Below are 24828 nucleotides of genomic sequence, written 5' to 3' on the forward strand. Positions count from 1 at the left end.
GGACAGTTCTATGTCTTACATTACAAAGATGATCGTTGGCTTCATCGGCACTGCATTGCTTGTGATCTTTGTGGGCGAACTCTCTCACAGCATTTCCACCGGCTTTGCCGGGTTTTGGGGCGGCTTTCCCTTCATGGTTATTGTGATCATTGTCTGCGCGCTCGCGATCTACGATTACTGGGATGAGTGTATCCGCAAGAAGGATTGATCATGTCCAAACCCCGTCTTTGGATTACCCGTCGCCTGTCCGATGCCACGATCGAACGCGCGATGAGGGACTACGATACTGTTGTAAACCATGCAGACACGCCCGGCAGCGCAGATGATCTGATTGCAGCAAGCGCGGAGTACGACGCGATTATTCCTTGTCATTCCGAACATTTTAGCGCGGAGGTTGTTTCGCAGTTTGCACCGCGCCTCAAGATCGTTGCGAACCATTCCGTCGGTGTAGACCATTGTGACCTTGCCGCCCTAGCGGCACGTGGGATCATTGTTACCAACACGCCCGATGTGCTGTCAGACGCAACAGCCGAACTCGCAATGTTGTTAATGCTCGGTGCTGCAAGACATGCTGTTGCCGGTGACAGGATTGTGCGCACAGGCTCTTGGGATTTCTGGTCGCCGTCCTTCATGGTCGGGAAGCAGGTGACAGGAGCCCGATTGGGTATTGTCGGCATGGGCCGTGTTGGCCGCGCATTTGCGGCCAAGGCAAACGGTTTCGACATGGAAATCCATTACTACAACCGCTCTGAACTGCCTTCGGACCAATCGTTCGGTGCAACATATCACAACAGCATTGAAGATCTGTTGGCCGTGTCGGACTTCCTCTCACTGCACTGCCCGGCAACTCCTGATACAATGAACTTAATGAACAAGGACAGGTTTGCGCTTTTGCCGAAAGGTGCGGTTATGGTTAACGCGGCGCGTGGTGCACTGGTAGACGAAACCGCGCTGTTGCAGGCGCTGGAGGCGGGGCAAGTCAGTGCTGCCGGACTGGACTGTTTTCAGGTGGAACCAGGCGGCAACCCCGCTTTTGCTGCACATGAAAACATCTTCATGCTCCCGCATATTGGCAGTGCGACGACGCGCACTCGTGACGCGATGGGTTTTCGAGCGCTCGACAATCTGGACGCCTATTTTGCCGGGCAGACACCACGGGATCTCCTCTGATTTAGAAGGATCAAACAGATGACAAAAATAGCTTTTCTAGGCCTCGGTGTAATGGGATATCCAATGGCTGGACACCTCAAGTCCGCGGGACATGATGTGACGGTTTTCAACCGTACTTTTGCCAAAGCTAAGAAATGGGTGTCGGAACATGGCGGATCAGCTGCCAAAACACCGGCCGAAGCCGCCGATGGCGCGGACATGGTGATGGCTTGCGTCGGAAATGACAACGATCTGCGCGCCGTTTGCCTTGGCGACTCTGGTGCATTCGCAACGATGACCGCAGGCGCCTTGTTCGTGGATCACACAACCGTATCAGCCAAAGTAACGTCGGAACTTTACACTGTGGCCAAATCGAAAGGTGTGGGTTTCATCGATGCGCCTGTCTCGGGCGGACAAGCAGGGGCTGAAAACGGGCAACTTTCGATCATGTGCGGGGGCGATGAAGCTGACTATGCGCGTGCCGAGCCGGTGATCACCGCTTATGCGAAACTGTGCCGGCGCCTTGGTGCAAGCGGTGCAGGACAGTTGACAAAAATGGCCAACCAGATTGCGATCGCAGGCCTAGTCCAAGGCCTGTCGGAAGCGCTGCACTTCTCTAGTAAAGCAGGTCTGGATGGACGCGATGTCGTCGAGGTTATCAGTCAGGGGGCTGCCGGAAGCTGGCAGATGAGCAACCGCTATGAGACGATGCTTGACGACCACTTTGAACATGGGTTTGCCGTGGACTGGATGCGAAAAGATCTTGGCATTTGTCTAAATACGGCGAATGAAAATGGCGCGAGCCTGCCTGTTACAGCGCTTGTTGACCAGTTTTACAAAGACGTTCAGAAGATGGGTGGCGGACGCTGGGACACATCCAGTTTGTTCAAGCGTCTGCAAAAGCTTTGACCTCTGTTAGCTCTCAATAAACCACGTTTGAAGTGCCCGTCGGCTTTCGGCGTTTGCCTCTAGTATGGGTGTTAATAGGTTCGCCATTAAACAGGCCACTGGTAGTCCAATGCTGGGGTAAGTCCGATGGAGGCGCATCAAGCGAGTTTGGGTCTAGTATGTGTGTGAATTGCTCTCGCCCAGATTGCCGCCAACTGCTACTGTTTATGCCTAAGGTGTGGGTTACAAGTTGCCATGCACGATCAACAACTAAGTGCCATCGGCTTGGTCCTGTCCTCAACTGTTATCGGTGTCTTGGGCATGTATGTGGGGTGCGGCGTCACAACCCCCACTTCTCCAGTGCCGCATCTGCCTTCGAAGGGTCTTGGGCAATCCTGATCACGGCGTTCCGGTTGACGCCTGTGGCTTTGGCAATAGCCGAGTGACCTTGTCCTGCATTCAGCATCGCTTTCACAGCTTCAAAGCTGGCTCTATCGAAGTTTGGCTTGCGCCCTTTGAACTTCTCCGGAGAGGTGGCCTTATGGTGCGCTATACCGGCCCTCTGAGCCTCTTTGTTGGCCTCTGCCTGTGCTTCCGCCATCGCCGCCATGAAGCCAATCAGCGCGTCCCTGATAGCCTTCTGAGTGGGGTCTGCGGTCGTCCCGTCGAAGACCATGCCGTTGATCACGGTCTTGATCGTCACACCTCGGTTCATGAACTCGCGGATGCTCGCTCAACTGGGTGCTTTGGACAGAGCCGAACTTGATGCGGGAACAATCCAAGAGTTGGAAAGGCAGAACCAAACACTGGCCGGAGAATTGAAAGGCCGTCTAACCGTAAAATCGAAAGGGGCTAGAATGAGCGACATTGAAAACCTGCGCACACTTGATGCTATCGCAAAGTCTGCAAACGCAAACCATCAGGAGGTGGCGATGGGTGCATGAAGTTGTTTGTAACGCGAGTTCGGGGCTTTAATCCCGAAAAATGGCCCGTAATTACGTTTAATGCCGAGGCAAGCAGAGACAGATTACTTAGAAAGTCTGCACCCGGCGACATGATCGCTTTTGTTGGTACGCTGCGGAATCCAACAATAGTTGGAGATAGAGGCAGATTATTGGGGATTGCCGAAATTGGGCGTACTCCAGTGAATACAATAGACGTTGTGCCAGATGGTGCAGGAAAATCCTGGGATCACGCCTTGAACCTTCAGTTTCGCTGGCCTCAAGCTCTCCATATGGTTAGAGCTTGGCGTGTAAAATCGAAGCCTTTGCTTCTTGACATCGTTGAAGAACAGCTTCCGTACCAAGCGACTTCCCAAGCTGTACTATTCTCTGAATACGATAAATCAAAAATTCTTCAGCTTGCCTTGGAGGAGGTGGTTCTACCTGAAATCGAAGGGTTGCAAACAGAAGGTATCCTTGAAGAACCGATGGCAAAAAATGGTCCAACGACCGGGCCTGTTCCAGCATCTTGGTCCAAACAAATTTTAAGGAATGTTGTCCAGCCAGCGTCCACTTATGCCATGCAATTTGGTGAAAGTGACATATGGAAAATTGGTTATGCCACAGATGTCAAAAAACGAGTTAGCCAGTTGAACGAGCACATTCCGACTGAAGTGATCAAGTCCTTATGGCAGCTTCGGTACTCTCAAAGATGGGGCAGTGAGTTGGCAGCCTACGAAATGGAGCAAATGGTCTTGAGCGGACTGGCGCCTTGCAGAACCGTCGGGGAGAGGGTCCAGTGTAGTGAGGATCAAATTTGGACGGCCTGGCAATCAGGCATCGGTTCATGCAGCAAAAAGTGAAATCAAGCCAATAAGTTCTGCCGTCAGGTCTTTTTCAGGTCAAAAACGCACTGCCACAAGCAGATCAAACTCGATACGCCGTAAGTCATTGTTTTTATTTGTTAAATGGTGCCCCCACACGGACTCGAACCGCGGACCTACTGATTACAAATCAGTTGCTCTACCAGCTGAGCTATAGGGGCGTTGGGCGAGCGTTTAGTCAGTTTGACCGTTACGTGCAAGAGGGTTTTTGCAAGATTTTCGTTTACGATAGCGTTTGAACCTTCGTGCTGCTCAAGTTAGCGTGGAGAGACAGGCAATTGCGCAGCAGGGACACATGCAACTGGTCTTTCATGCCGGTGCTCATTTCACCGAAGAAGAACGTCTGATGAAGTGTCTTTTGCGCAATCAGGAACGGTTGCGTGAGCGCGGGGTCAGTGTGCCGGGGCCCGGGAAGTACCGTAAACTGTTGCGTCAAACCGTAGTAGCGATGTCAGAGAATGCGGCGGCACATGACGCAAGAGACGTGGTGCTGGATGCTATTCTGGATGACGATCGCGCAGAACGCGTGCTGCTTTCAAATGCGCATTTCTTCGGCGCTCCGCGTGCGGCGCTCCGAAAGGGGCTGATATACCCCAATGCAGCGGAACGCCTTGCCAACCTTGCGCAACTTTTCCAAGGCGACGAGATTGAACTCTTCATGGCAATCCGGAATCCGGCGACATTCCTGCCTGCCTGCTTTCATAAATCGCCGCGCGAGGACACTGCGGATTTTATGGGCGGGGTGGATCCGCGCGCAGTGCGTTGGTCGGATAGTTTTGTGCGTATGCGCGAAGCAGCACCGGAAATTCCCATCACCATCTGGTGTAACGAGGATGCACCTTTCCTGTGGTCTCAGATCGTGCGCGAAATGGGCGGTATGGACCATGGCGAACCGGTTGTCGGCGGGTTTGATCTGTTTGGCGACATCATCTCGAAAGACGGAATGAACCGGTTCGCTGCATACATCAAATCAAAACCGGCTCTGACCGAGATTCAGGTCCGACGGGTCATGGTCGCCTTTCTGGATAAATTCGCTATTGAAGAAGCCATCGAAGAAGAGATTGATATGCCCGGTTGGTCTGCAGAACTGGTAGATGAGATGACCGAAGCCTATGACGATGATGTAGTTGCAATCGAACGCATTCCGGGCATTACGCTGCTTTCTCCCTAGCGCATTTGGTTTCGGAACAGGATACCAAGGCCTTGCAAAAAATCACATCTGCCTGGTTGCAACAGTGCTGATGTCAAAGTGAGACTGCTTGACCTGTCGCCGCGGACAGTTGAGCAGCCATGCCGATCTGAACCGCCCAAAGTCCATCTTCAAACGTGACCTCGGCGTATTCGCGCTCTCCGCGGACCAATTCAAGAAATCTCTGATGCTGAAAAAAAGTCGAACCGTTGTGGTCTCCCGCTTCGAGCAATAGCGGATCCACGGGTATTTCACGTACTTCTGGGCGTTTTGGCGCGCGCGGGCTGATTTCCAGCAGGGGAACGGGTGGCGCCCCCAGATCCTCGGGCCAGAAACGGGTGGGCCCCGGCACAAATGCCTCGATCTTGCCGTTCTGGCCCATAGCTGAAATCACTTCCTGATAACGTGCCCCTTCGGCGAACATGCACAGTTCAAGCATCGCGCGCACACCACCCTCGAAGTCGACAATCACATAGGCGTTGTCGATGATGTCGGGGGTCTCGCCATTGTAGCTTTCGCGCAAGTGGTTCACAGACTGAGCAGCACTGGCCATCACGCGGACAGGACGGGTACCAACCACCAAACGCATCAGATCAAAAAAGTGACAGCACTTTTCGACCAATGTGCCACCTGTCTTTGCATTGAACCTGTTCCAGTCGCCGACTTTCTCCAGAAATGGAAAACGATGCTCGCGGATGGTGAGCATACGAACGCCACCGGTGACTGCCTGTGCCTGTGACAGCAAAGCTGCAATCGGTGGCATATACCGGTATTCCATCGCGACCCAGATGGGCGCGGGGTAGCTTGACGCAACCGCCTTTACCCTGTCGATATCGTTCGGGCTGGTCAGCAGCGGTTTTTCGATAAGCAGGGGAAGGGGGCGTTTCCCGGCAATTTCTGCCAATTGATCTGCGTGGCAGTAGTTTGGGCTGGCAATAACAAGGCAATCGACATCTCGACGATCCAGAAGCGCATCAAGCGATGCCTCGAATGTCGCGTCCGGTGCGAGCGTTGCGGCAATGGCGCGCATTTCGCTATCCGGCTCAAAGATTGCGGTGACGATTGTATCGTCCAGCAGCGATATGTTTTTGATGTGCTCCTGTCCCATCATTCCGCACCCGATGATGCCATAGCGAGTTTTGCTGGCCATTGATTTGGTCCTTATTTCAGCCGCTGCACATAGACAGCGCGATTTGGGTCGTACCATGTACGGGAAAATTCGATGGGTTGCGCATCGGATGACCAGCTTAGTCGTTCGATATAGCCGCAGACCGACCCGGGCGCTACAAAACCGGGTGGTGTCCAAGAGGGCATTTGGGCCAGACTGACGCGATCTTCTGCGCGCATGATCCAAAAATTGAGCCGCTTGAGATAGGTTTGATAAAGGGAATCAGAAAGCATCGAGCGGTTCAGCGTACCTACGGATGCATCAAGCCAGATTTCCTCCACGGCAATTGCTACATCGTTCAGAAACCTGTGGCGCCGAATACGTGTCGCAAAAGTCGATGTGCCGAAACTGGGCAGATCGTCTGGTTTGTCGAGTACGGCAACATCAAGCACTTGCGCAGTGGGCAAGCCGCCGCCGTCAAGCAATTCCAACCGGAACATCGCGTAAAGCCCGGACGGCGTAGCTGATTTTTGAACGTAGTTTCCAGAACCGTGAACGCGCCTCAACAGACCTTTCTTTTCAAGATCCGCCAAGGCTTTGCGCAGCGTACCGATAGAGGTGCCGTGACTTTGCGCCATCTCTCGTTCGGGGGGCAGCCGTTCACCATCCAGCAGACGCCCGGCATCAATGTCGCGAATAATCAGTTCGCTGAGCTGGATGTATTTCGGCAAGGCGCCAGTATTGCGGGCGGAGGTGGACATGCGACTCAGACAAAATTCAAAATTGATACACCATTGATCTACATGTTTGGCGGTGCTATTCAAGACAAAACAACACCTGATCTTCTTTGGAGTTCTCATGACGGTAGTACCTGTCACTTCAGCCGATCTGGACGCCGCAGAAGTTTCCTGGTTTTCTGCGCTGTGTTCGGACGATTATCAATTTCTCGGCGTGCCGGACGGTGATCTGCGGTCGAGCTGGGCGCATTGCTCTGACATTGTAAAGACAGCCGAGGCGCAGGGGTTTCGCAATATTCTTTGCCCTTCGTCCTACCAAGTAGGGCAAGACACGCTGAGCTTTGTTGCAGGGTGCGCCCCGATCACAGACAAGATCAACTTGCTGGCCGCCGTACGATGTGGAGAGATGCAACCAATTATGCTGGCCCGTACGCTCGCGACGCTGGACCATATGCTCGAAGGCCGACTGACGGTAAATATCATCAGTTCAGATTTTCCGGGTCAGAAAGAACCGTCGCCCTATCGCTACCAGCGCTCACGCGAAGTGGTCGAAATCCTCAAGCAGGCGTGGACCCGCGATGAAATCAACTACGAGGGCGAAGTTTACAATTTTTCAGGGCTGACCACTGACCCAGTCAAACCCTATCAAACCGGTGGGCCGCTGCTTTATTTTGGCGGCTACTCTCCCGACGCCTTGGATCTGTGCGCGGAACACTGTGACGTCTACCTGATGTGGCCCGAGCCGAAAGAGGCGCTCGAAGGACGCATGAAAGCGGTGCATGAACGCGCGGCAGAAAAAGGCCGGACACTGGATTATGGTCTGCGTGTTCACATGATCGTTCGCGACACAGAGGCAGAGGCCAAGGAATACGCTGAATACATCGTCTCAAAGCTTGATGATGAATATGGCCGCAAGATCCGCGAACGCGCATTGGATGCCACATCACTTGGAGTATCGCACCAGTCCAAGAACCGAGACATTGCCGATGAGTTTGGCTACGTCGAGCCGCATCTTTGGACAGGGGTAGGGCGCGCACGGTCGGGATGCGGTGCCGCACTTGTCGGGTCTGCTGATCAGGTGCTGAGCGAGATTGAGAGCTATCAGAAGATGGGTATGCGCGCATTTATCTTTTCGGGCTATCCGCACATAGACGAGGCAGAGCATTTTGGTCGTTTGGTGATGCCGCACCTTAAAACATGCTCGCTGCCTCACATGTACGGGCGCGTGCCGGATCAAGCGCCCGCAACACCACTTGCAGCAGGGGAGCGTCGGTGATGGAGCGGATCAGCCTTTCTGAAGATCTCGAGTTCAGCCGCATCGTCTATGGCATGTGGCGCCTTGCGGATGACAAGGATACCTCGGCTGCCCATGTGCGCGCAAAAATTGATGCCTGTCTTGAGCAAGGCATCACGACCATGGACCAAGCGGACATATACGGCGGGTATGTGGCCGAAGAGGTAATGGGCGCTGCGTTAAAGCAAAGTCCTGGGTTGCGCGATGAACTGGAAATTGTCACCAAGTGCGACATCATCGCGCCGATTGGAAAATATGCTGACCGCCGGGTCAAATACTACGACACGTCGGCTGCTCACATAAATGCGTCAGTTGATGCGTCATTGGGATACATGGGCATAGAGCAGATCGATCTTTTGCTCATTCACCGTCCTGATCCTATGATGGATGCGGCCGAGACCGGTGCTGCCCTTGATGCGTTGATCAATGCCGGCAAGATCAAAGCCGCGGGCGTGTCAAACTTTCGGCCATGGGACTGGGATTTGTTGCAGGCCAGCATGAGCCATCCGCTGGTTACCAACCAGATCGAACTTAGTTTGGCGGCCAGAGACGCTTATACCAACGGCGATCTTGCGCATTTGCAGCGGCACCGGATTGCGCCCATGGCGTGGTCGCCGCTTGGCGGTGGGGCGCTAATGACACAAAGCAGCGCTGTTGCGACCAAAATGGATGCGATCGCACAGGCTCAGGGTGTTGACCGGGCGGCTGTCGCAGTAGCTTGGCTGCTGGCGCATCCCGCGCGCATCATGCCTGTGATGGGGACCAACACACTTTCACGCATCGCTGCGTTCAGTGATGCATTCAAGGTCGATATGGACCGCCAGACCTGGTTTGAGCTTTTGGAAGCCGCCAATGGATACGAGGTGCCGTGATGCCTGACGGATCGATGCAAACGTTGAATGCGCTGCGCAGGGTAGATTTCACCGACAACTCCGGGCGCCCGTTCCGGAACGCGCTTGGCCGGTTCGCAACTGGCGTAACCGTTGTGACCGCGAAGACACCTCAAGGTCCGATCGGGATGACAGCAAATTCGTTTTCAAGCGTGTCCATGGATCCGCCGTTGGTCATGTGGTGCCCTGCAAAGGCATCCAGCAGATTTGCTTCTTTTGCCAATGCGAGCCATTTCGCGATCCATGTGTTGGGCGAAGACGATGAAGCTATCGCGATGAATTTTGCCCGCTCGGGTCAAGCCTTCGCAGGGCTGGACGTGAGCGAGAACAGCCACGGCGTGCCGCTGTTAAACCGCTGTCTGGCACGGTTTGAATGCACAATGCATCAGCTTCACGAGGCGGGTGACCACGCGATTATTCTTGGCCGGGTGACATCTGCGGCCTTCCGCGAAGGAGAGGCTTTGATTTTTTCGCAAGGCACGTTCAGAAGGTTTGACAAAAAGGCGTAAAACGCCAACCAATGTAGGTGCGGCGCAAACGTCGCATCATGACCCGGGGAGAACCCGGGCGACAGGGAGGGAGGCCCGCGCATGGGGGCACTGCTGGCGGTTATGACACCGCTCCGGCTGGTCAATGAGGCATTGTTGGCCATTGGTCGGGCAATCGGGATCTTGGCTGTTGCGGCCATGGTCGTGGCTATCCTGATACAGGTGTTCTTTCGCTACGCGCTGAACAATGCATTGCCTTGGCCGGATGAAGCGGCCCGATTTTGCATGCTGTGGATGACGGGCCTTATGGCACCAACGGCATTCCGGCGCGGCGGGTTTGTGGCCATCGACACCGTGATACAGTTTCTGCCTCGCGCTTTGGGTGCCATTTTATCCATTGCGCTGTTGCTTCTCAGTCTTGGGGTCATGCTGGTGGCGGTGCAGATCGGCTGGTCCGAAGTCACCGGTTTTGCCGGAAGGTTTGCTACTGCGTCGCTCTACATCCCGACCGATCTCAGCTTTGAAAACTGGATGCGTGTGCCACGCAGTTGGATGATGGCGTCGCTTCTCGTCGGGCTTGTGCTCCTGATCTCGGTAAACATCGAATTGATCTTGCGGGCGATAGTTAAAATGATGGGAGGCGCTGATCAGTTGCCGCCCATTACCCTCGAAGAAGAATTGGGAGCCGAGTAATGCTGGTTTGGTTCCTACCGCTTTTCCTCGTTTTCCTGATGATCGGTTTGCCGGTGTTTTTTGGTCTGCTGGCCGCGCCGGGCATTCTGCTTTGGCTGAATGGCCAAGAGAAAGACATTACCCTGCTGTATCGTAACCTTTACAACGGGATGGACAGCTTTCCGCTCATGGCGATCCCGTTCTTCATGCTGGCAGGCGAATTGATGAACCGGGGCGGTATCACCATGCGTCTGGTGGAGTTCAGCCAAGCGATGATGGGTCATTTTCGTGGTGGTTTGGCGCATGTAAACATCCTTTCCTCGATGCTATTTGCAGGGCTGTCCGGCTCAGCTGTCGCGGATACTTCTGCGCTTGGCTCCATGCTGATCCCCGCCATGGAGAAACAGGGCTACACGCGTAAGTTTGCGGCCGCGATTACGGCGGCAAGTTCTGTGATCGGGCCGATCATTCCACCTTCGGGGATCATGATCATCTATGCCTATGTCATGGGTGAAAGCGTCGCTGCCCTGTTTCTGGCCGGTATCGTGCCGGGCATCATGGTCGGCCTCGGGCTGATGCTGATGGTCAAATTGCAGGCAGACAAATACGACTTTCCGGTTGCGACCCGCAAACACACGTGGGGCGAACGTGGGCAGGCCAGCCTCAAAGCTTTCTTTCCGTTGCTGACACCGGTCATTATTCTGGGCGGCATTCTTGCTGGCGTCTTTACGCCCACCGAAGCGGCGGCGGTTGCGGTTGCTTACGCGCTCTTTATCGGATTATTTGTCATGCGCTCGCTGAAATTGAGCGATTTGCCAGATGTTCTTGGTCGCGCAGGGCTGACATCGGCGGTTGTGCTTTTGCTGGTGGGGGCCGCGATGGCATTCAAAACCGTGGTCAGCCTGAGCCATGCGCCCGAAGCGATGGCAGACTTCGTTTTGTCACTTACGTCTAACCCTTTGCTGCTTTTGCTGCTGATCAACCTGCTGCTTTTCGTGGTTGGTATGTTCCTTGATGCCGGCCCGGCGATCATCATTCTGGGTCCGATCCTGGGCCCCATATTTGTCAGCTTGGGCGTTGACCCGATCCACTTTGCCATCATCATGAGCGTCAATCTAACGGTCGGCCTTGCGACTCCGCCAATGGGCCTGGTTCTGTTTGTGGCCTCATCAGTATCAGGCGAACGGGTCGAAGCGATCTCTAAAGCCATCCTGCCGTTTCTTGCGGTAGAAATTCTGGTGATATTCCTGATCACCTACATTCCTGAATTATCCATGACAATCCCGCGTCTGACGGGCTTTGCTAACTGAGTAAAAACAAATCCAAATGGGAGGAAACTAATGCTCAAAACTACCTTACGGACCCTGACTGTCGCGGCCATGCTGGCCGGTACAGCCATGGCTGCTGCTGCACAGGATTTCACAATCCGCGCGACGGCTAACTCGAATGAAAACGATGAGGACTATGACGGTCTCGTCGTTTTCAAGAACTACGTCGAGTCTGCCTCGAACGGTGCGATTGCTGTTGAGCTTTTCATCGGTACGCAGCTTTGCGGTAACGGCGCTGAATGCTTGCAGGGCGTGGCCGACGGCACAATCGATGTCTACGTTTCCACATCAGGCGGTGCTTCGGGTATCTTCCCTTACGTACAGGTACTCGATCTGCCGTATCTGATGGCAGACGACCGGATTGCGGAAACGGTTCTATCGGGTGACTTTACCCGCAAAATGCGTGACATGGCGCTGGAGGATTCCGGCGGTGCTATTCGCCTCATGACCATTGGCAACACTGGCGGCTGGCGCAACTTTGCAAATACAAAACGCCGCGTGGCTGAGCCATCCGATATGGAAGGTCTGAAAATCCGCACGGTTGTCGCCGATCTGCCGCAAGAGCTGGTCAAGGCACTTGGCGCTGCGCCTACGCCGATCCCGTGGCCAGAGCTGTTCACGTCTTTCCAAACCGGCGTTGTTGAAGGGTCCAAGAACGGCATTACCGACATCATGGGTATGAAGTTCCCTGACGCCGGTCTGAAGTACGTGACCCTTGACGGCCACGCCTATATGGGCGCGCTGTGGTGGATGAACAACGAAAAGTTCCAGTCCATGCCGGAGGACATGCGCCGCGTTGTTGTCGATGGCTTCTACGCCCTTCAGCAAGCGACATTTGCGTCGCCAAAACGCAAGTCGATCGCTGCATATGAGCAGTTCGTCGAAGAGGGTGGCGATCTTTATGTGCCCACACCAGAACAGAAAGCCGCTTTCAAAGAAGGTGCGGCACCTGTGTTTGACTGGTTCAAGGCGAATGTAGGTCGTGGCGAAGAAATCTTTGATGCGCTGAACGCAGCCGTTGCCCAAGCCGAAGAGCAAGTTGGCGCAGCACGGGCAGCCGATCTGAACTAAGACTGCTTGGTTCTCGCGAGAGGCGGACAGTTCGCCTCTCGCATTTTGTCCGGGGATGTTTCAATGCGCTGCCTCACCGCTGTGTTGTGTCTTGTGCTGCTTTCCGCTTGTGCCCGGGTGAATTTCGATGCGGCACCGGTCGGCGAGTTTCAGGGTACAGCATTGGTAGTCTGGGCCGGACCGGGGGACGACAGCAGCTCTGGCGATGCCGAGTTCGTCTACGTTCCGCTTGATGGCAATGAATTGACATTTTTGCGTGATCCGCAATCGGGCGCGTCCGAAGGCAACTCGGTGATCACACCCGGTGCGTTCTACACCGACGGGGGATCAATTCCGCGGGCTGTGCAGTGGGTCCAAGGTTTCAATGCGTGGGCGTTTGGCCCGGCATACATCGTGCACGACTGGTTGTTCGTGGTGCGCAAATGCGCAAACGACGGCGACCCATGGGGCACGGAAAACCCCATATCGGATATGAGCTTTGGTGAAACCGCTGATGTGATGGCAGAAATAATAAAAACCGTGACTGTGCAATATGACCTGAAAAGACGTACCGGTGACGCAGGGGCCGTGATTGCGCCTGTGACAGCAGGACCGGTCAGCTTTCGGCTCTGGAACGAGAAGGGGGCTTGTGCCAATCCCGAAGATGACCAACGCATCAAAGATATTGTCGCACGGGTAAACCGGCAGGAAGCGCAAGGTATCTTGCCACGCGCGACGGATTTTGATTTCGATGGAAGCCGAGCGCCGGGTCTGGGTGGCGATGCGCCACTATTTGTTGTTGCCGAACTCGGTATACCGCCTAAACGCTAGATACGAGCTTCAAGCTCAACGAAACGGATACATCCAAACTTTGTAGTCAGCCACGAGAATATGCGCTCTTTCAATCTCATCAGTAGTCATCTTCTTGACCACTTCCTCAAGGCTTATGGCGGCATCAGGATCGCCGCCAATCGCCGACAGTGTATACCACATATACGCGCGGACCAGATCTGGCGCGGGCATGCCGCGGCCGATTTCGTAATACCAGCCCACACCAGATTGCGCACCCGGGTGTCCTTTCATCGCCGAACGCAGATACCACTCGAACGCGCGCTCATCGTCGCGGGCGACGCCAAGTCCCATCGCGTACATGACACCAATAAGTTCTTCAGCATCGGCGTTGCCCGACCGGGCCGCCGGCCAAAGCGCCTCGTAAGCTTCTTCAAATTGCCCGGCTTCCATCATGTCGCGCGCCTCTTCGATTTCGGCAAACACGGGGCTGGCGACAAAGGCCAGGGCAAGAAACGCTGCGCGCATGGGGTTATGCTCTCCTTTTGGGCCTCAACGTCAATGGCGGGTGACTTGCCGGCGCCTCTGACAGGCGAAGACTTTTTGAAATTTGATCCTGTGCAGGCAGCACTGGGTCAATCCTTGTTCTACGATCCGATCCTTTCGGGCAACCAGAATATATCCTGCGCGCATTGTCACCACCCCAAATTTGGCACAGGCGATGGTTTGTCCTTGGGGATCGGCGAGGGTGGGCGAGGCATCGGGCCGGATCGAACCCCCGGCGAAGGGGCAAACAGGATCGCAAAGCGGATTCCCCGCAATGCGCCGGGTCTGTGGAATCTCGGCGCACGCGATCTGCATACGATGTTTCACGATGGCCGGTTGAGCACCTCGTCGTTATACGGCAACGGTTTCAATTCGCCGGCGGAAGAGTGGCTGCCCGAGGGGCTTGAGACGCTCTTGGCGGCGCAAGCGCTGTTTCCGTTGGTTGCACAGTTCGAGATGGCGGGAAACCCGGGCGAGAACGAAGTGATTGGGGCTGTTCATGACCGGATAGACAATGCGTGGCCCATTTTGGCAAAGCGTGTACGGGTTGCTGATCGGTACGGGCGGCGTTTTGTCGAAGCCTTTGATCACATCGCCAAGCCCGAAGACGTCAGCATTGTTGAAATTGCGAATGCTCTGGCAGCCTTCATGGCGTTGGAATGGACAAGCTATGACAGCGCGTTTGATCAATACCTCGCGGGTGACAACGCTGCATTGGACCCCGCGCAAGAGCGGGGGATGAAGTTGTTTTATGGCAAGGCGAACTGTAGCAGTTGCCACGCTGGATCGCTAATGACGGATCAGGAATTTCATGCGCTTGGCCTTCCGGCGTTTGGGCCGGGCCGGACCCGCCGATTTGACCCTTACGCCCGCGACGTAGGTCGTATGAGCGAAAGTGACCGGCTTGAAGACGCCTATGCCTTCCGGACGCCTATGCTGCGCAACGTGGCCTTAACAGCACCCTATGGTCACAACGGCGCATTCCCGACCTTGAAAGGGATCGTGCAACATCATCTTGGTCCGGCGGCAAGTGCCGCTGCGTGGCGCCGCGAAGACGCGCGTTTGCCCAAAGTGCCTTGGCTGCAGCGCGCCGACTTCTTGGTGCAAAGCGACCGCTTCGAAATGGCACGTCAGGCAAGTGCCGTCAGCATTGAACCGGTGCGCCTGACGGATCGTGAAATCGACGATGTTGTCGCCTTTTTGCATGCGCTGACCGGCACAAAAAGCGTGACTGACCCGCCGTTCGGCGTGCCGGATTGGTTCGTGGAAGACTAGCGCGCCAAACCATGCGCAAGCGCATGGTAAGAGGCTTTTGGCGTACGTTCGAGCGTCTCGAAATCGACATGCACCAGACCGAACCTCTTTTCATAGCCTAGGGACCATTCGTAATTGTCCAATAGGGACCAAAAGGTGTAGCCCGCCAAAGGAACACCCCGGTCTATCGCGCGACGGGCTGCGGCAAGGTGTGCGTCGAGGTATTCCATTCGCGCTGTGTCGGGAACCTCCACCTCATCTGGGTTGGCCATACCATTTTCCGTAATGAACAGTGGTAACTCGCCGGTGTAATTCTGATGCAGCCACTTCAGAATATGCTCCAAGCCATCCGGTTCGATTTCCCACCCCATTTGGGTTTTGGGCAGAGGCCCCTCTATCTCTTTCGTTGCGGGCCACGGTCCTTCGGTTCGGGCAAGCCTTTTGCATGTGTAGTAATTAATACCGAACCAATCGATCGGTTCTTGGATCAGATCAAAATCGTTTTCCCACCCTTTTGGCATGTGCGGCTCGAGGCCCTCCATCACATCCTCCGGGTAGGCGCCTTTGAACAGGCCGCCAACGAAAAATCGGTTGTATATACCTTCGTAAAGACTTGCAGCGCGGATGTTCTCCGGGTCGTCGTCGACTGCGTGAACATGTTCGAAATTGCAAACAGCGCCGAGGTTTTTCACATCCATTGCGCGCATCGCCTGAACGCAACGGCCATGCGCGGTCAGTACATGGTGCATGGCATGGGCTGCGGCACGAATATCGCAAAGTCCAGGGGCTTGCAGACCAAGAAAGTGCGATAGCCATGCCACGCACCAAGGTTCATTGATTGGCGCGGCGCTGTAGATCCTGTCGCCGATACGCGCCATGACGACCTCGGCAAACTCTGCCAGCCAGTGCGAAACATCCGGATTTGCCCAACCGCCCTTGTCAGCCAATGCAGACGGCATTTCCCAGTGATAGAGGGTGGCCATGGGCTTGATCCCACGGGCCAGCATACCGTCCACCAGACGGTCATAATAATCGAGCCCTTCGGCATTGGGCGTGCCACGTCCCTCAGGCAAGACGCGCGCCCAGCTGGTAGAAAACCTGTAGGCATCAAGACCCATTGCTTGCATCAGGTCGAGGTCTTCTTCCCAGCGGTGGTAATGATCACAGGCCAAGGCACCGTCTTCGCCGCGCACTACATTGCCGGGGGTCGCGGCGAACGTGTCCCAATGGGTCGAGCCTGCGCCACCGAATTTGTGCCCCTCGATCTGATAGCTTGATGTGGCTGCTGCAAACTGAAAGCCTGCCGGAAAATCCGAACGTTTAAACTGCATATAATTGCGATCCTTATTCAGGAATGGAGGGGGCCGGTTGACGACCCGATGACCAGTTCGGCTTCCCATAGTTCGCCGGGCAGCGGGGCGCCCGGGTTGTTGATTTGGTCCATGAGCAAGTCGGCACATCGCGCACCCGCTGCGCGGACCGATGATCTGACAGCGGTGAAGAAGGGGACGTCTCCAGCGTTGGGCAAATAAGAAATGTCATCATCATAGCACACGACAGACACGTCACGCCCGATCGTAAGGCCAAGTTGGCCCGCCGCGCGCTTGACCCCAAGCGCAAGCACGATGGATGACGCTACAAACGCTGTTGGTGGGTTGTCGTCTTGCAGCAACTCCATCGCAGCGGCGTAGCCGTTGGGTTCTGACATTTCACCGGATCGCATCAGGGATTGTTCAGGCGTCACCCCGGCTTTCTGCAACGCATCGACAAAACCAGCCTTGCGTCTGACGGCGTAATCCATATGCGCCAGCCCGTTCAGTAACGCAATGCGCCGATGGCCCAGATCGGTGATATGTGTGGTGGCAGTTTCAATGGCGCGCCTGTTGTTTACGTCAAGCCAAGCGTAGTCGGTATTGATATCCGACGCACGCCCATGGACAACAAACGGGATCTCGAGATTGGACAGATATGTGATCCTTTGGTCATTGCTGGTCGGCGACTGTACGATCACGCCATCCACCGCACCCCGCTCTGCGATACGTCGGTACGCTGCCAGCTCGTCTTCATCCTGCACGATAGACAGGGCGAGATGATATCCATGCTGGCCATAAACAGCGCCCGCACCGGCGATGAAATCTGCAAAGACGATGTTTACAATATCTTCTTGCCGGGACAACGGGATCACATGGCCAACCGACATGGATCTGCCAGTGGCCAGCGTACGGGCCCGCATGTTTGGTTCATAGTTGTACTCGGCCGCCGCCGCGTGCACCCGCGCACGGGTTTTCGCGTTGACCTCCGGGTATCCATTGAGCGCACGACTGACTGTTGTCTGGGATAAGTTCAGTCTTTCGGAGAGTTCTCTTAGGTTCATGTCGTGTCAGCCACGTTCCGGGCGCTTTTTCCGTCTGATCTGGTATTCCAGTTGGGATTATTGACACAGTTCGTTTCATTTTCAAAGCGCTTTGGAGAAAAATGTGAACGCTAACAGCATTGGTTGACAGTGGTTCACGCATCGGCCACTTTTCGGGCATCCAAAGCGCTTTGAATCTGATTCTGAGCGTTCAAATTGTCGGATAAATACCCTCTTCAAGAGGGTGAACGGGAGGAAATCATGACGGCACGTCTTTATGCCGGCGCAGCAGCGCTGGCTCTTTTTGCAGGTTCAGCTTATGCGGATGGGCACCTTATCTTTCCAGTAGGAGAGGGTGACTTCACTTGGGATAGCTACACTGCTTTCGCGGACAAATATGATCTGTCCGGCCAAACGGTCGAAATCACCGGTGCGTGGACCGGTAACGAAAAAGAGCAGGTTGACGCGGTATTTGACTATTTTGAAGCGGCCACTGGCGCCACGGTCAACTATTCGGGCTCAGACAGCTTTGAACAAGATATCGTAATCTCGGCGCAATCCGGCTCAGCACCGAACCTCGCCGCGTTCCCGCAGCCTGGTCTGGCAGCGGATATGGCGAGCCGCGGGTTTCTGACGCCAATGCCGGACGGCGCAGCGGAATGGGTCGCTTCCAACTTTGCGGCGGGTCAGTCGTGGGTTGACCTTGGTACCTATCCGGATGCGGATGGAAACAGCCAGTTCTACGGGCTGTTTTATCGTGCTGACGTGAAATCGCTGGTTTGGTATTCGCCGGTTGCCTTCGATGAAGCTGGTTATGACATTCCAGAAACCATGGAAGAGCTGAAAGAGCTGACCGACCTGATCGTCGAGGACGGAGGTACGCCATGGTGCATTGGTCTGGGTTCCGGTGCTGCGACCGGCTGGCCGGCAACCGACTGGGTCGAAGAAATGCTGCTGCGCACGCAGCCGCCATCGGTTTATGACCAATGGGTCACAAACGAGCTGAAATTCGACGACCCTGCGATCATCGCCGCGATGGACGAATTCGGCTATTTTGCACGCAACGACGATTACGTTGACGGTGGTACCGAAGCGGTTGCAAACACCGATTTCCGTGATAGCCCAGCCGGTCTCTTCTCGATCCCGCCAAAGTGCTACATGCACCGTCAGGCGTCGTTCATTCCGAACTTCTTCCCTGAAGGTACCGAAGCAGGCGAGGATGTAGATTTCTTCTACTTCCCTGCCTATGCAAGCAAGGACCTTGGCAAGCCGGTTCTTGGTGCGGGCGCGCTGTTTGCCATCACGAACCCATCTGAGGCGACCAACGCGATGATCGAGTTCCTGCAAGCGCCGATCAGCCACGAACTTTGGATGGCGCAGGGGGGCTTCTTGACACCGCACTCTGGTGTGAACCCGGCGGTCTACGCCTCTGATACGCTGCGGGCACAGGGCGAAATCCTGCAAAACGCGACGACATTCCGCTTTGATGGCTCAGACCTGATGCCTGGCGAGATCGGCGCGGGTGCTTTCTGGACAGGCATGGTAGACTACGTTACCGGCGCGTCTGCGGAAGACGTGGCCAAAGGTGTTCAGGAACGCTGGGACGCCATCCAGTAATCGCCTGAAAAAGATATCCCCGGCGGCGTGCATGCGCGCCGCCGGGATCATAGGCAGGTAGATCAAGGGAGGGATCGGCATGTCACCGCTTTTGCAGGGCGCGCTCACCATTCTAATCGGTGTCGGTGGATGCGTAGGCTACTTCTTTCTATCTAATCTGATCCTCGACAAAGTAATCTTTCCCGCCCGCGGAGAAGACATCGGTCGGAACATCAACCGGGCCAATCTGGTCCGACCCTGGTTGTTTCTGTTCCCGGCCATGTTCCTTTTGGGGCTTTATCTGCTCTATCCGGTGGTTGGGTCCTTTTATCGGTCCCTTTTCAATCGCGCAGGCGACGAATTCATCGGGTTTGGCAACTATGCGACAATGTTCTCCGACGATGGATTTCAAGTCGCGTTCTTTAACAACTTTCTGTGGGTGCTCTTCGTACCCGCGGCAGCGACTTTTCTAGGGTTGCTGGTTGCGCAACTGACCGACCGTTTGAGCTGGGGCAACATTGCAAAATCGCTGATTTTCATGCCGATGGCGATCTCCTTTGTGGGCGCCTCGCTGATCTGGAAATTCGTGTACGCCAATAACGCCGACATTGGTCTGATCAACGCGCTGCGCGATTTTTTCGGGGCTGAAGAGCCACTTGATGTCTTGCAGGTGCAGTTCTGGAACAACTTCTTTCTGATGGTAATCCTTGTCTGGATCCAGACCGGGTTTGCGATGGTGATCTTGTCGGCCGCGCTGCGTGGCATCCCGGAAGAAACGATCGAGGCCGCAATCATCGACGGTGCAAACCCGTTTCAGGTGTTTTTCAAGATCAAGGTACCGCAGATCATGGGGACGATCGTTGTTGTGTGGACAACGATTACCATTCTTGTGCTCAAGGTTTTCGACATTGTTTATACGATGACGGGCGGCAACTTCGGCACAGAGATCCTGCCAAGTTACATGATGTCTTACATGTTCCGCGATGATGGGCGCGCAACGGCCGTTGCCTTCGTCATCATGATTGTGGTGCTTCCAGTGATGATCTGGAACATCCGCCAAGCCCGCGCCGAAATGCGCTGAGAGTCAGGAGAGAGACATGGACAATATTGCCGGTCAAAAATCCGCCCTCAGCTGGGCGGTCAACCTATCGGTCATTGTGCTGGTATTTTTGTGGTTAATCCCAACGGTCGGGCTCTTGGTGTCATCTTTTCGTGATCGGGATCAGATCACGGCAACCGGATGGTGGCTATCGCCTTTCGCTGTTGAACAGAATTTCCAAACCAGCATTTCCGCCGAAGAGGCCCGCAAAGAGGGCGATTTTTTCGTTATCGACGGAAATATCTTTAACGGAGGCGAAGGCGAAGTTCTGCGCTTTGGCGGCACAAGCCGCGAACCCACAGCGTTCGCACCCGGCGAAATCGCCGACTTGCGCCGTGACCGGACTTTGACGGTCGAGGCCAATGGCGATTTCGTCTACAAAAACCCGAAAGAGATCAGCCGCGACCCGCGCGTCTACTACTCTAGCGCAACACCAGCGAGTTTCTCATTGGACAACTATCGGACAATCCTGTTTTCGAATGGGATGGACGTAGCCTTCATCAACACGTTCACAGTAACAATCCCCGCGACAATCATTCCGATCTTGATCGCTGCTTTTGCGGCCTACGCGCTGGCGTGGATGGATTTCAAGGGCAGGGGGCTTCTCATTGCGATGGTGGTTGGCCTTTTGGTTGTGCCGCTGCAACTGGCTTTGGTGCCGCTTTTGCAACTGCATAACAAAGTGGGCATCGGTCAGAGCTTTCTGGGTATCTGGCTTGCGCATACAGGGTTTGGCTTGCCGCTCGCGATTTACCTGCTGCGCAACTACATGGTGGGGCTACCGCGCGATATCATCGAAAGCGCCAAAGTCGACGGCGCAACGGATTTTCAGGTGTTCACGAAAATCGTGCTGCCTCTGAGTTTCCCGGCACTCGCCTCGTTTGCGATCTTTCAGTTCCTGTGGACGTGGAATGACCTGTTGGTGGCCAAAGTCTTCCTGCCATCGAATTCTGAAAGCTGGGTGATGACGGTCAAGATCGCAGACGACCTTCTGGGGTCACGCGGAGGCGACTGGGGTATTCTCGCTGGGGCGGCATTCATTTCGATCGCAGTGCCGCTGATCGTGTTCTTCACAATGCAACGCTATCTGGTGCGCGGCCTGCTGGCTGGCTCCGTCAAGTAAAATAGGCTCTGACATGACGATTATGGAACAGGTGCAGAAATCGAGTTCCGGGACCGACCCGGACTGGTGGCGCGGAGGTGCGATCTATCAAATCTACCCGCGTAGCTTTCAAGACAGTAATGGTGATGGCATCGGCGACTTGTCCGGCATCATTCACAGGCTGCCTTATGTGGCGAGCCTTGGGGTGGATGCTATCTGGATCTCGCCATTCTTTCGGTCGCCCATGCTTGATTTCGGATACGATGTTTCGGATTACCGAGACGTTGATCCGATGTTCGGCACGCTGGGTGATTTCGACGCGTTGATCGAACGCGCGCATGATCTTGGCATCAAGGTCATGATTGATCTGGTGCTGAGCCATACCAGCTCTGAACATCCATGGTTCAAGGAAAGCCGGTCATCCCGCGACAATCCGAAACACGATTGGTACGTCTGGGCCGATGCGAAGCCTGACGGTTCACCGCCGAATAACTGGCTGTCGATCTTTGGCGGGTCGGCATGGCAATGGGACGGAGAGCGGATGCAGTACTATCTGCACAACTTCCTGACGTCGCAGCCAGACCTGAATTTTCACAACGACGACGTAAAGAACGAGTTGTTGGACGTTACCCGATATTGGCTGGAACGTGGCGTTGATGGCTTCAGGCTTGATACCGTCAACTTCTACTTCCACGACAAGGAATTGCGTGACAACCCGCCGTTGCCCGAATCCGAGCGAAACGACAAAACAGCACCCAAGGTGAATCCCTACAATTTCCAGGATCACCTCTATGACAAAACACAGCCCGAAAACATCGCCTTTCTAAAGCGTTTTCGTTCGCTTTTGGATGAATATCCGGATACCGCATCCGTCGGCGAAGTTGGCGAAAGTCAGCGCGGTATGGAAGTGCAGGCGGATTACACACGCGGCGATGACCTGATGCACATGTGCTATGATTTTGCGTTTTTAGCCAACGAATATCCAACAGGTCATCACGTCGCCTCGATCCTCGACAAGTTCAACGAGGTTGTCTCGGACGGCTGGGCGTGCTGGGCATATTCGAACCACGATGTGATGCGTCATCCGTCGCGCTGGAACCTCAATGAGGATCAGCAAAAACTGTACGCCGGCTTGTTGATGAGCATTAAGGGGTCGATCTGTCTTTATCAGGGCGAAGAGCTTGGCCTGACAGAAGCCTATGTGCCGTTCGAAGATCTCCAGGATCCTTACGGCAAGCAATTCTGGCCCAAGTTCAAGGGCCGGGATGGTGCGCGCACGCCGTTTCCATGGAGTGACGAGACCCAAAACGGCGGTTTTTCTGACGGCAAGCCGTGGTTGCCGGTGGCTGTAGAGCATATTCAACGCGCGGCGCGTCATCAGGAAGACGATCCGACGTCGATGCTGAACTTCTACCGTAACATGCTGGGCTTTCGCAAAGCGCATCCTTTGTTGTTGAAGGGCGATATCGAAGTGCTGGCTGCGGACGACATGCAAATCACCTTCATGCGGCGGTACGAAAATCGTGAAATGTTCTGCATGTTCAATCTGTCGGAAGAGCCGATGGTGGTGCAACTGCCTGAGGGGGACTGGCACATTGACCGCGGTGCCCCGTTCGATTTCAAGGAAACGGCCGCAGGAATAGACCTGCCGCCATATCAGGCGCTGTTCGCCATTCCGGCAAACCAAGAGACCTGAGGGAGGGAAGTACAATGGCCAACCTGAAGCTGACAGACGTGGGCAAAGCCTATGGCGGCAATGTCGAGGTCCTCAAGAATATCGATCTCGACATCGAAACCGGCGAATTGATCGTCTTCGTCGGGCCGTCTGGCTGTGGCAAATCCACCTTGCTGCGTATGATCGCCGGATTGGAGCAGATCACCTCCGGCGAATTGCAGATCGACGGCCAACGTATGAACGACGTACCACCCGCGCAGCGTGGCATTGCGATGGTTTTCCAATCCTACGCGCTCTATCCGCACATGACGGTGCGGGACAACATGGCATTTGCACTCAAGCTGGCCAAGAAGTCGAACGAGGAAATCGACGCGGCCGTATCCAAAGCAGCCAAGGTTTTGCAACTCGACCAATACCTGGACCGATTGCCCAAAGCCCTTTCTGGTGGGCAACGGCAGCGCGTCGCGATTGGGCGATCGATCGTACGCGATCCGAAGGTCTATCTTTTTGACGAACCCCTGTCGAACCTAGACGCCAGTCTGCGCGTGGCAACACGGATCGAAATTGCACAGCTGAAAGAGAGCATGCCGAACTCGACCATGATCTACGTGACGCATGATCAGGTCGAAGCAATGACGCTTGCCAGCCGTATCGTTGTTCTGGCCAACAAGGGTATTGCGCAGGTGGGCAGCCCGCTTGAGCTTTACGAAACACCACAGAATGAGTTTGTGGCGCAATTCATCGGATCGCCCGCTATGAACCTGCTCCCAGGCGAGATTGTTGAAACGGGGCAGGTAACTACCGTGCGTGTAGAAACGGGTAACGGCACCATTCAGGCCAACATTCCGACAATCGATGCGGACAAGGGGCTGAGCGTCAATATCGGTATTCGACCGGAAGATATGGTTGCAACAGACGGCGAGAGTTATGCATTCGAAGGTCGTGTCGAAATCGTTGAAGCCTTGGGCGAAGTAACCCAACTCTACTTTGAAAAACGCGATGGTCGAGAAACCGCTGTGATTGGCAAGCTGCAGGGTATTCATGCCAATGTACGGGGCACTGATATGAAAATGACCGCCGATCCATCTAAAATTCACTTGTTTCACGACGAACAATCGCTGCTTTACCGTTAAAGCCTGCGCGGGGCGGTCGAGGTTAATTCTTGCCAAACCGCCCCACCGCGCTATAGGCTGCAGGACACGATCAGAAATTATTGAATTGTATCGAGAAATTGTAATTTACACATCGGTAAAGAACGCATTAACGTAACGAATAGCACCAAGTAGGGTGAAAGGACGCGATTTGGGCGAGACGTATGGCGCTCTGCTGATATTGTTGTGTTTGCTTCAGATAAAGCACATGTTCGGCGACTTTTTTCTGCAAACACGGACCATGTTGAACGGCCGTGGTCAGTATCTGCACTTTGGACGCCTCATGCACGCCAGTGTTCATGCCGGACTGTCTTTCATCGTTTTTGTCGTTATGGGCGCACCCGTTGCGTTTATTCTCGCTTTGGTGATCGCCGAGCTATTTGTCCACTTTCACATCGATTGGTGGAAGGGACGATTGACTGATGAGCACAATTTGACCCCCGCAGATGCCGCATATTGGCGGACAACCGGGATCGATCAGGCTTTGCACCAACTTACCTATGTTGCCATGATCTGGATCTGGCTGATGTGGGGGAGTAGTTCTTTTGCGTAGGGCGTGATTTTGGGCGCATGCGCTTTAATAAGGGGTATCGCACGTCGCGCAATTCAGCGCGATTTGCATTTTTGATTAAGTGAATTAACGTG

26 protein-coding genes and 1 tRNA gene are annotated in these 24828 nt (G+C 54.8%); 20 read left to right on the forward strand and 7 right to left on the reverse strand.

Annotated features, from left to right (window positions below):
- The first annotated feature begins 10 nt into the window (after positions 1 to 10).
- From AC2D8V_RS13525 to AC2D8V_RS13535, 3 genes are read left to right on the forward strand one after another with little or no spacing between them, the layout of a single operon-like run.
- Positions 11 to 208 (forward strand): hypothetical protein, encoded by a 198-nt coding sequence (locus AC2D8V_RS13525; protein WP_484734104.1) that lies wholly within the window; start codon positions 11 to 13, stop codon positions 206 to 208.
- Positions 209 to 210: 2 nt separating this feature from the next.
- Complete coding sequence (locus AC2D8V_RS13530) at positions 211 to 1170, forward strand: 2-hydroxyacid dehydrogenase (RefSeq protein ID WP_484734105.1); 960 nt, start codon at positions 211 to 213, stop codon at positions 1168 to 1170.
- A gap of 18 nt (positions 1171 to 1188) precedes the next feature.
- Complete coding sequence (locus tag AC2D8V_RS13535; RefSeq protein WP_484734106.1) at positions 1189 to 2058, forward strand: NAD(P)-dependent oxidoreductase; 870 nt, start codon at positions 1189 to 1191, stop codon at positions 2056 to 2058.
- Positions 2059 to 2377: 319 nt separating this feature from the next.
- On the opposite strand, the gene AC2D8V_RS13540 is transcribed toward AC2D8V_RS13535, so the two are convergent.
- Positions 2378 to 2740: a hypothetical protein gene (locus tag AC2D8V_RS13540; RefSeq protein WP_484734107.1), complete on the reverse strand. Its 363-nt coding sequence runs from the start codon at positions 2738 to 2740 to the stop codon at positions 2378 to 2380.
- A 10-nt stretch (positions 2741 to 2750) separates the two neighbouring features.
- Between AC2D8V_RS13540 and AC2D8V_RS13545 the strand changes: the two genes are divergently transcribed.
- Together AC2D8V_RS13545 and AC2D8V_RS13550 are read left to right on the forward strand one after the other, a co-directional pair.
- Positions 2751 to 2981: a hypothetical protein gene (locus tag AC2D8V_RS13545; RefSeq protein ID WP_484734108.1), complete on the forward strand. Its 231-nt coding sequence runs from the start codon at positions 2751 to 2753 to the stop codon at positions 2979 to 2981.
- Positions 2978 to 3841, forward strand: a complete 864-nt coding sequence (locus AC2D8V_RS13550; RefSeq protein ID WP_484734109.1) for a hypothetical protein — start codon at positions 2978 to 2980, stop codon at positions 3839 to 3841. The genes AC2D8V_RS13545 and AC2D8V_RS13550 overlap by 4 nt, the downstream gene beginning before the upstream one ends.
- 106 nt (positions 3842 to 3947) lie before the next feature.
- Here the strand turns inward: AC2D8V_RS13550 and AC2D8V_RS13555 are convergent.
- Positions 3948 to 4023 (reverse strand) — tRNA-Thr (locus AC2D8V_RS13555).
- A gap of 101 nt (positions 4024 to 4124) precedes the next feature.
- On the opposite strand from AC2D8V_RS13555, the gene AC2D8V_RS13560 reads away from it, so the two are divergent.
- A complete protein-coding gene (locus tag AC2D8V_RS13560) occupies positions 4125 to 5033 on the forward strand; it encodes a hypothetical protein (RefSeq protein WP_484734110.1) in 909 nt (302 codons plus the stop codon).
- Positions 5034 to 5106: 73 nt separating this feature from the next.
- On the opposite strand, the gene AC2D8V_RS13565 is transcribed toward AC2D8V_RS13560, so the two are convergent.
- Positions 5107 to 6201 (reverse strand): Gfo/Idh/MocA family protein, encoded by a 1095-nt coding sequence (locus tag AC2D8V_RS13565; protein ID WP_484734111.1) that lies wholly within the window; start codon positions 6199 to 6201, stop codon positions 5107 to 5109.
- A gap of 11 nt (positions 6202 to 6212) precedes the next feature.
- Positions 6213 to 6920, reverse strand: coding sequence for a GntR family transcriptional regulator (locus AC2D8V_RS13570; protein ID WP_484734112.1), 708 nt, complete (start codon positions 6918 to 6920; stop codon positions 6213 to 6215).
- Positions 6921 to 7017: 97 nt separating this feature from the next.
- Between AC2D8V_RS13570 and AC2D8V_RS13575 the strand changes: the two genes are divergently transcribed.
- The 7 genes from AC2D8V_RS13575 to AC2D8V_RS13605 all read left to right on the forward strand — a co-directional run bounded on the left by AC2D8V_RS13575 (position 7018) and on the right by AC2D8V_RS13605 (position 13449).
- Positions 7018 to 8172, forward strand: coding sequence for an LLM class flavin-dependent oxidoreductase (locus AC2D8V_RS13575; protein ID WP_484734113.1), 1155 nt, complete (start codon positions 7018 to 7020; stop codon positions 8170 to 8172).
- Positions 8172 to 9062 carry an aldo/keto reductase gene (locus AC2D8V_RS13580; protein ID WP_484734114.1) on the forward strand — a complete coding sequence of 297 codons (891 nt, stop codon included), beginning with the start codon at positions 8172 to 8174 and terminating at the stop codon, positions 9060 to 9062. Before AC2D8V_RS13575 ends, AC2D8V_RS13580 begins: the two co-directional genes overlap by 1 nt.
- Positions 9062 to 9589 (forward strand): flavin reductase family protein, encoded by a 528-nt coding sequence (locus AC2D8V_RS13585; protein ID WP_484734115.1) that lies wholly within the window; start codon positions 9062 to 9064, stop codon positions 9587 to 9589. The genes AC2D8V_RS13580 and AC2D8V_RS13585 overlap by 1 nt, the downstream gene beginning before the upstream one ends.
- Before the next feature lie 81 nt (positions 9590 to 9670).
- Complete coding sequence (locus AC2D8V_RS13590; RefSeq protein ID WP_484734116.1) at positions 9671 to 10261, forward strand: TRAP transporter small permease; 591 nt, start codon at positions 9671 to 9673, stop codon at positions 10259 to 10261.
- Complete coding sequence (locus AC2D8V_RS13595; RefSeq protein WP_484734117.1) at positions 10261 to 11550, forward strand: TRAP transporter large permease; 1290 nt, start codon at positions 10261 to 10263, stop codon at positions 11548 to 11550. The genes AC2D8V_RS13590 and AC2D8V_RS13595 overlap by 1 nt, the downstream gene beginning before the upstream one ends.
- Before the next feature lie 30 nt (positions 11551 to 11580).
- Complete coding sequence (locus AC2D8V_RS13600; protein WP_484734118.1) at positions 11581 to 12639, forward strand: TRAP transporter substrate-binding protein; 1059 nt, start codon at positions 11581 to 11583, stop codon at positions 12637 to 12639.
- 63 nt (positions 12640 to 12702) lie between these two features.
- A complete protein-coding gene (locus tag AC2D8V_RS13605; protein WP_484734119.1) occupies positions 12703 to 13449 on the forward strand; it encodes a DUF1353 domain-containing protein in 747 nt (248 codons plus the stop codon).
- 15 nt (positions 13450 to 13464) lie between these two features.
- On the opposite strand, the gene AC2D8V_RS13610 is transcribed toward AC2D8V_RS13605, so the two are convergent.
- Positions 13465 to 13935, reverse strand: a complete 471-nt coding sequence (locus AC2D8V_RS13610; RefSeq protein ID WP_484734120.1) for a tetratricopeptide repeat protein — start codon at positions 13933 to 13935, stop codon at positions 13465 to 13467.
- Positions 13936 to 13968: 33 nt separating this feature from the next.
- On the opposite strand from AC2D8V_RS13610, the gene AC2D8V_RS13615 reads away from it, so the two are divergent.
- Positions 13969 to 15228, forward strand: coding sequence for a cytochrome-c peroxidase (locus AC2D8V_RS13615; protein ID WP_484734121.1), 1260 nt, complete (start codon positions 13969 to 13971; stop codon positions 15226 to 15228).
- On the opposite strand, the gene AC2D8V_RS13620 is transcribed toward AC2D8V_RS13615, so the two are convergent.
- Together AC2D8V_RS13620 and AC2D8V_RS13625 are read right to left on the reverse strand one after the other, a co-directional pair.
- Positions 15225 to 16538: a GH1 family beta-glucosidase gene (locus AC2D8V_RS13620; protein WP_484734122.1), complete on the reverse strand. Its 1314-nt coding sequence runs from the start codon at positions 16536 to 16538 to the stop codon at positions 15225 to 15227. The two genes, AC2D8V_RS13615 and AC2D8V_RS13620, sit on opposite strands and share 4 nt — an antisense overlap.
- 17 nt (positions 16539 to 16555) lie before the next feature.
- On the reverse strand, positions 16556 to 17581 hold the full coding sequence (locus tag AC2D8V_RS13625; protein ID WP_484734123.1) for a LacI family DNA-binding transcriptional regulator: 1026 nt from the start codon (positions 17579 to 17581) through the stop codon (positions 16556 to 16558).
- Between the two features lie 240 nt (positions 17582 to 17821).
- Between AC2D8V_RS13625 and AC2D8V_RS13630 the strand changes: the two genes are divergently transcribed.
- The 6 genes from AC2D8V_RS13630 to AC2D8V_RS13655 all read left to right on the forward strand — a co-directional run bounded on the left by AC2D8V_RS13630 (position 17822) and on the right by AC2D8V_RS13655 (position 24736).
- Positions 17822 to 19177: an ABC transporter substrate-binding protein gene (locus tag AC2D8V_RS13630; protein ID WP_484734124.1), complete on the forward strand. Its 1356-nt coding sequence runs from the start codon at positions 17822 to 17824 to the stop codon at positions 19175 to 19177.
- A 79-nt stretch (positions 19178 to 19256) separates the two neighbouring features.
- Positions 19257 to 20237, forward strand: coding sequence for a carbohydrate ABC transporter permease (locus tag AC2D8V_RS13635; RefSeq protein ID WP_484734125.1), 981 nt, complete (start codon positions 19257 to 19259; stop codon positions 20235 to 20237).
- Positions 20238 to 20253: 16 nt separating this feature from the next.
- The gene (locus tag AC2D8V_RS13640) at positions 20254 to 21378 is read left to right on the forward strand and encodes a carbohydrate ABC transporter permease (protein ID WP_484734126.1); all 1125 of its coding nucleotides are present in this window, start codon (positions 20254 to 20256) and stop codon (positions 21376 to 21378) included.
- 13 nt (positions 21379 to 21391) lie between these two features.
- Positions 21392 to 23053: an alpha-glucosidase gene (locus AC2D8V_RS13645; protein ID WP_484734127.1), complete on the forward strand. Its 1662-nt coding sequence runs from the start codon at positions 21392 to 21394 to the stop codon at positions 23051 to 23053.
- 14 nt (positions 23054 to 23067) lie between these two features.
- Positions 23068 to 24165, forward strand: a complete 1098-nt coding sequence (locus AC2D8V_RS13650; protein ID WP_484734128.1) for an ABC transporter ATP-binding protein — start codon at positions 23068 to 23070, stop codon at positions 24163 to 24165.
- A 154-nt stretch (positions 24166 to 24319) separates the two neighbouring features.
- On the forward strand, positions 24320 to 24736 hold the full coding sequence (locus tag AC2D8V_RS13655) for a DUF3307 domain-containing protein (protein ID WP_484734129.1): 417 nt from the start codon (positions 24320 to 24322) through the stop codon (positions 24734 to 24736).
- Positions 24737 to 24828 lie beyond the last annotated feature (92 nt).

Source organism: Roseobacter sp. YIN89, assembly GCF_057219365.1.